This window comes from Megasphaera sp. DJF_B143 (genome assembly GCF_900320625.1).
Taxonomy (GTDB): Bacteria; Bacillota; Negativicutes; order Veillonellales; family Megasphaeraceae; genus Megasphaera; species Megasphaera hexanoica.
In genome coordinates, this window is the sequence record NZ_ONTA01000123.1 from 1 (window position 1) to 5,078 (window position 5,078).

A 5,078-nucleotide genomic window follows, 5' to 3' on the forward strand; every position below is an offset into this window, starting at 1 on the left:
GCCCGCAGTATGCGGGGACCGAGGGAAACGGTCTGGCAGCTGGCAAGTTCCGTAACGGCCCTTTCTATTTCTTCCCTGGCAAATCCGCCTTCCGGTCCGATGCAGATGACCACGTCCCCGGTCTGCACGGCGGCACAACAATCGCGCAGTGGCCGCGTTTCTTTCTCAAAGGGAATGATAAAGGGCATCGTTCCGTACGCTTTCAGTAATTCTGGAAAAGACAGGACATCTGCTACTTCCGGTATATCATCGCGGCCGCACTGTTTGGCCGCTTCCTGGGCAATGCGCTGCCAGCGGAGGCGCCGGTCCCTGCGGCGCGTGTCGTTTAATTTTACTACACAATGCTCCATTTGTACAGGAACGATCATGCTGGCCCCCAGCTCGGCGGCCTTCTGGACGACCCATTCGAACTTGTCATTTTTGAGTAGTCCCGCCGCCAGGATCACCCGGCCGGCAGACCCGTCTTTCTGCCCGGTCTTCTCCAGGGGCTCGAGGAGCGCCCGCTGACTGTCGGCCTCACGGATGCGGCAGTCATAAGTCACGCCGGCTGCGTCCGTCACAGCGATAGAGTCCCCCTGGCGTTTGCGCAGCACCGTAATGATGTGGCGGGAATCGTCCGCCGACAAGTAAAAAGCGGATGTAATGGGAAAATTGACGAATACCTTGCGCATTAGTTCCTCCTGAGCAAAACGGCATACCAGCCATCCTGCAGCGTATCTGACACCCATTCATATCCCGTCTGTCCTGCCATGTCCCGTATTTCCCCTATGCGGTCATCGATAATGCCGCTGACGATGACATAGGAACCGGCATGGGTATAGCTGCCCAGGTCGGGCAGCAGGGATAGGACGGCGTTGGTGACCAGATTGGCCGTGACGACATCGGCTTTCTCCCCCTTGTCCGATATGGCGCCGAGGAGGTCGCTGTGCATGACTTCCACGCAGTCGCTCAGTTCATTGAGTTCCACGTTGACTACAGCCTGATCCACGGCCTTCTGGTCGAGATCGACGGCCGTCACATGACCGGCACCCAGCCGGGCCGCCGCAATCGCCAGGATTCCCGTGCCGGTCCCGATATCATAGACGAGCTGTCCCGGCTGTATGACCTGTTCCAGATAAGACACGCACATGGCCGTCGTCGCATGAAGGCCGCTGCCAAAGGCGACACCCGGGTCGATGCGGATGACCGCTTCGACCGGCCCCGGTTCAGCCGTTTCCCACGATGGCGATACCCAGAGACGGGGGGAAATCTTCGTGGCGTGAAAGTAATCCTGCCAGCGGTACAGCCAGTCGGAATCGCTCGTCTTACGGGTCATGATATGCCAGCGTCCCATGCGGGGATTCCGTTCCTGCAGCGCCTTCATGCCCTGCCGGACGGCCGGTTCGGCCTTGTCGTCGTCTGCCGGAAAATAGGCCGTGATGCGGATCAGATCATCGTACGTTTCCTCATCGTGGATAACCGATCCCTGGCTGCCACAGTCGCACAAAATAAGAGAGACTACATCGGTAAATTCCGGAGATACAAACACATCTATTTCTTTATATTCCATATCTTTCTCCTGTCTGCTTCGGCAATTCATCCAGCAGGCGGCCCGGATGCATCGCCTGCCGTCCGCTGATTTATTTACTATTATACCATATTTTCCCCGCCTTCTGGCGACGAAAAAAGAGCCGTCCTGAGACAGCTCTTCCGGTCCTCCCCCGTTTCTGTACCGCTAAAGGAACACCGCTTATATAATATAAAACCACGTTTCGTCGTTTTCATCGACGTTCTTGACGGCCTGTTTATCTTCATCGAAGCGCAGTTCCTGATTCTTGACACTGACCTTGGTCCCCGGCGCTACCGATTTGGTGATAAATACGTTGCCACCGATGACCGAATCGTGGCCGATGACCGTATCGCCGCCCATGATGGAAGCACCAGAATAAATGGTCACATGGTCTTCAATGGTCGGGTGACGCTTCTTGTGGACCAGCTTGCGGCCATCTTTCAGGGAAAGCGCCCCCAGGGTAACGCCCTGATAGAGTTTGACGTGTTCGCCGATTACCGTCGTTTCCCCGATGACGATGCCCGTGCCGTGGTCGATCATGAAATACTTCCCTATTTCTGCACCGGGATTGATTTCAATGCCCGTCATGCCATGAGCGTATTCCGACATGACCCGGGGGATGATGGGAATCTGCATTTTATACAGGATATGGGCCACGCGGTGGACGGAAATGGCAAACAGGCCGGGATAGGAAAAGATGACTTCCGCCTTGCTTTCCGCTGCCGGATCGCCTTCGTAAATCGCCTCGATATCCGTTTCGATATATTCCCGGATTTTGGGAATTGTCTTGAGCAGGGTCAGTGTCGCCTGTTCGGCCCGCTGTTCCACGTTATCAATCTTGACGTTCTGGGTCATCCCCTTATATTTCAGGGCGATGGTAATCTGCTTGCAGAGATTATAGGCCACATCTTCGATGACGACGGTCAGATTGTTGCCGATGTCATAGAAGCGGTAGGTCTTGTCTTTGATATATCCCGGATAAATGATCCGCAGCAGTTTGGTAATGATATCGACAATGACCTTTTTATTCGGTTTATTGAAAATGTCCAGTTTATCGATTTCCCGCTGCCCGTCGTGATTGTAGTCCGCCAGGATGCTGTCGACAACGCCTTGTATGTTTTTTGAAATCAGTTCGCCCATGTTCAACCCTTCTTATCGCATAAATATAAATATAACTATTATAGTACACTTTATAAGTATACTTGTCAAGTGCATATTTCACATGGAAATAGAAAGATAACGTAGAAGGCTGCTGCATGGAGCAAAACCTGTCATGCAACAGCCTTCCGGTGAGTTTGATGTTTGAAGTTTGATGTTTGAAGTTTGATGTTTGAAGTTTAGTGTTTGAAGTTTAGTGTTTTTGTTATCCGATATACGTGACCAGTATGTGCAGGATTTCTTTCATGTCGATGGTGTCTTCCAGTACGCGGAAGGTGCAGCAGTCAATGGACGGAGCCCAGATTTTGAATTCCGTATCCATTTCCGAATTATCGCTCACTTCTGCCGAATAGGCCGTAATCTTGCTGTACGGGATGACCAGGGCCGCTTTGTGCCGTGCCGTATAGGCTTCGACGCGGACGCCGATGATTTTCCGGTCCGTCAGCACGACTACATTGCGCTGGGCGTTGAATTCGAGCAGTACCTGTTCGCCTTCGGCCAGAAGGTTCTGATACAATTCTTTCCTGAATCCGATTTCGTTCTTTTCTGCCAGGGTAAACTTCTTATCGTCTTTATCTGCAAACATGGTATGATCCTCCTAACGTGTAATGGAAATAAGGCTCTCTGTGAGAGACAGACTATCCTTATTATAATATTCGCCGTCATGGGAAAAAATCCTGCCGGACCGGAAAAAAATTTTCCGGACAAAACAAAAACACTGCCCGTACAGATGATACCTGCACCGGCAGTGTCCTGTGGCAAATTATGCATTTCCGGCAATCGTACCGGAGTTATTCATGGAGCGGATGAAGTCGGTCACTTTCTTTTTTACTTTTTCAAAGAAACCTTCTTCTTTAGACTCCCCCACCCAGGTTTCTCCACCAGCCCGGGCAAATTCTTTCAGGAGTTCTTTTTGTTTGGCGTTCATGCGCTTCGGCGTCGTAATGTTGACCTGCACATGATGGTCACCCCGGCGGCCATTGGAGCCCAGATAGGGTACGCCGTGCCCTTTGATCCGGAAAATAGTGCCGCTCTGGGTACCGGCCGGCACCTTCAGATCGACCTGCCCGTCGATGGTTTCCACGCGGATGGTGCAGCCCAGCGCCGCCTGTGCAAAGGTAATAGTCTGCTGGGACACGACATCGTTGCCCTGACGGGTAAACTGCGGATCGCGGCGCACGAATATGTACACATACAGATCGCCATGGCCACCACCGCGTACGCCCGGTTCGCCTTCGCCGGCTACGCGCAGGCGTGCGCCATCATCGACACCAGCAGGAATCTTGATTTTCAGTTTCTTGCGTACCTTCACTGTGCCTTCGCCGTGACATTTCTTGCATTTTTCATGGATAATCTTGCCAGTCCCGCCACAATGGGAACAGGTCCTGACGTTGACCATCTGGCCAAAAGGCGTATTCTGTACGACCCGCTGCTGGCCTGTGCCGTGGCAGACCGGACAGGTATCTACCTTGCTGCCCGGTTCGGCACCGTTGCCGTGGCAATGTTCACACGTTTCATTCTTCGGCACCTGGATTTCCATTTCCGTCCCGAAGGCAGCCTGTTTGAATGTAATGTCCACATCGAAGCGGAGATCAGCTCCCCGTTCCGGACCATTAGACTGTCGGCTGCCCTGGCCGCCAAAGAAGGAATCAAAGATATCACCAAATCCACCGAAACCGCCAGAGCTGAATCCGCCCTGACCGAATCCGCCGAATCCGCCAAAGCCTCCCTGGCCGAAGCCGCCGGCTCCGCCTGCGCCATTCTGGAACGCATCGGGGCCGAACTGGTCGTACTGGGCACGCTTGTTCTTATCGGACAAGACGCTGTAGGCTTCGTTGACTTCCTTGAACTTTTCTTCTGCAGCCTTAGGGTTGTCCCGGTTTTTATCTGGATGATATTTTATTGCCAGTTTGCGAAACGCTTTTTTGATGTCCGCTTCGCTGGCGTCCCTGGGAACGCCAAGTACTTCATAATAATCTTTTTTGCTCATATGGGCAGCCCCTCTTTACTTACAACTTACTTCTGGTCGTCATCGACAACTTTGTAGTCGGCATCGACGACTTTTTCACCGTTCTGGCTTTCCTGCTGCTGTGCGCCGGCACCCTGTTGTGCCCCGGCCTGCTGCTGGGCAGCCTGCTGCTGTGCATCGGCCTGTTTGTACATATCGCTGGTCAGGTCGTAGAGCGGTTTGGTCAGAGCTTCCGAAGCAGCTTTAATCTTATCGACATCATCCGTCTTGATGGCTTCTTTGAGGTCGGCAATCTTCGATTTGATTTCCGAAACTTTGGAAGCATCGGCTTTGTCGCCCAGATCCTTGATGGTCTTTTCAGCCTGATAAATCAGGGAATCAGCATTGTTCTTGGCTTCGATA

General features: G+C 52.8%; 6 protein-coding genes. All 6 read right to left on the minus strand.

Going from position 1 to position 5,078, the window contains the following annotated elements:
- A partial coding sequence (locus tag DBO31_RS03680) for a 16S rRNA (uracil(1498)-N(3))-methyltransferase (RefSeq protein WP_150824471.1) occupies positions 1-671 on the minus strand: 671 nt, incomplete at its 3' end.
- Complete coding sequence (locus tag DBO31_RS03685; RefSeq protein WP_059077288.1) at positions 671-1,549, minus strand: 50S ribosomal protein L11 methyltransferase; 879 nt, start codon at positions 1,547-1,549, stop codon at positions 671-673. The genes DBO31_RS03685 and DBO31_RS03680, both read right to left, overlap by 1 nt.
- 180 nt (positions 1,550-1,729) lie before the next feature.
- Positions 1,730-2,689, minus strand: coding sequence for a serine O-acetyltransferase EpsC (gene epsC / locus DBO31_RS03690; protein WP_059077289.1), 960 nt, complete (start codon positions 2,687-2,689; stop codon positions 1,730-1,732).
- Between the two features lie 223 nt (positions 2,690-2,912).
- Positions 2,913-3,293: a PH domain-containing protein gene (locus DBO31_RS03695; RefSeq protein WP_059077290.1), complete on the minus strand. Its 381-nt coding sequence runs from the start codon at positions 3,291-3,293 to the stop codon at positions 2,913-2,915.
- A gap of 177 nt (positions 3,294-3,470) precedes the next feature.
- On the minus strand, positions 3,471-4,697 hold the full coding sequence (gene dnaJ, locus DBO31_RS03700; protein WP_059077291.1) for a molecular chaperone DnaJ: 1,227 nt from the start codon (positions 4,695-4,697) through the stop codon (positions 3,471-3,473).
- Between the two features lie 26 nt (positions 4,698-4,723).
- Positions 4,724-5,078, minus strand: a 355-nt coding sequence (locus DBO31_RS03705) for an Hsp70 family protein (protein ID WP_150824472.1), incomplete at its 5' end; no start/stop codon positions are given.